The sequence below is a fragment of the Acinetobacter sp. YH16032 genome, assembly GCF_013417345.1.
In the GTDB taxonomy this organism is placed as follows: Bacteria; Pseudomonadota; Gammaproteobacteria; order Pseudomonadales; family Moraxellaceae; genus Acinetobacter.
The window spans coordinates 1-1,183 of record NZ_VPEE01000158.1 but is presented as its reverse complement, the minus strand read 5'-3'; the positions used below and the strand labels follow the sequence as shown (position 1 = coordinate 1,183).

The window sequence follows — 1,183 nt, the reverse complement described above, 5'->3', positions numbered from 1 at the left end:
GTTTGTTCATAATTTATTAGAAGAAAAAGGCAAAACATTGGAAGACTTTAAAATTAACACTTTATAAAGTTATACATTTAACATAATGGTGGTTATACGCAATACACTTGTATATTAATATAAATATCAATGACTTAAAAATTTAGTCATGGCTAAGAAATCAGCAAAAAGTCGATTTTGAAACAAGTCGGCTTTTTTATGTTCGATTCTGTAAGCTTTTGCCAATAAAAAATGGAAGAACTTTGCAAAATTTACAATTTTGTATTAACATTTTTATATTAACAAAAAGCGATGCAACTATGGAAATTGAGTTTTCATGGGATGAGCATAAAGCAGAAATAAACCTTAAAAAGCATGGTATAGCTTTTGAAGATGCGACATTGGTTTTTTACGATGCTCATGCCTTATATAAACAGGATCGCTTTGAAAATGGTGAATATCGTTGGCAAGCGATAGGTATGGTACATGGGCAAGCTGTTTTATTGGTGGCCCACACAGTACAAGACCATAATGGGATGGATCATATCCGCATTATTTCGGCACGACAGGCAGAGAAAAAAGAGAGGAAACAGTATGAGCAAAACCGTTACGTACAAAGTAGATTTGAATAAACCTCCTGTTTTGTCTGAAGAACAAAAGGCAAGACTTGAAGCTCTGGCTAAACGCGCAGACAGTGAAATAGACTTTTCCGACATTCCTGAACTTGATGAAAGCTTTTGGAAAAATGCTGTCCAAAATCCGTTTTATAAGCCAACTAAACAAGTGACTACAGTACGCATTGATGCAGATGTCATGCAATGGCTAAAAGCACAAGGCAAAGGCTATCAGACACGTATGAATAAGATTTTACGTGATGCAATGCTGAATGATTTAAAAAATCACCCATAAAAACGGAGCTTAAGCTCCGTTTTTTACAAACTATTTTTAAGCTTATAGAATCTAAATTCGGGGTAAATTAAACCTATAATAAAAAGAATGGTAAATGCTATCCATAGAAACAAAGCCATAGCTCTAAGCTGTTCTTCATTCCATGAGCTTGATTCCATATCTAAGAAAAAGATACTCTTCCAGCCTTTAATATAATCAGCTCCACCCCATGAAATAATCCATTTGAACATTAAGCTAACTGCCAAATAAATAAGTACCCACACCCATGTAGACATAAATTACCTTATTATTTTTA

Annotated in this window: 3 protein-coding genes; 2 read left to right on the top strand and 1 reads right to left on the bottom strand. The window is 33.8% G+C overall.

All coding sequences use genetic code 11. From position 1 onward, the window contains the following. Positions 1-299 precede the first annotated feature (299 nt). On the top strand, positions 300-611 hold the full coding sequence (locus tag FTV32_RS17140) for a BrnT family toxin (protein WP_096902542.1): 312 nt from the start codon (positions 300-302) through the stop codon (positions 609-611). After that, entirely contained in the window at positions 574-888 is a 315-nt protein-coding gene (locus FTV32_RS17135) for a BrnA antitoxin family protein (RefSeq protein WP_096902543.1), read from the top strand. Before FTV32_RS17140 ends, FTV32_RS17135 begins: the two co-directional genes overlap by 38 nt. A 23-nt stretch (positions 889-911) precedes the next feature. Here FTV32_RS17135 and FTV32_RS17130 read toward each other — a convergent pair whose 3' ends face one another. Next, on the bottom strand, positions 912-1,163 hold the full coding sequence (locus FTV32_RS17130) for a hypothetical protein (RefSeq protein ID WP_004969151.1): 252 nt from the start codon (positions 1,161-1,163) through the stop codon (positions 912-914). Between the last annotated feature and the right edge of the window lie 20 nt (positions 1,164-1,183).

Excerpts from the sequence above, each read along its gene's own strand:
- FTV32_RS17140 (WP_096902542.1), top strand. The coding sequence starts at position 300 with ATGGAAATTGAGTTTTCATGGGATGAGCATAAAGCAGAAATAAACCTT.
- FTV32_RS17135 (WP_096902543.1), top strand. The coding sequence starts at position 574 with ATGAGCAAAACCGTTACGTACAAAGTAGATTTGAATAAACCTCCTGTT.
- FTV32_RS17130 (WP_004969151.1), bottom strand. The coding sequence starts at position 1,163 with ATGTCTACATGGGTGTGGGTACTTATTTATTTGGCAGTTAGCTTAATG.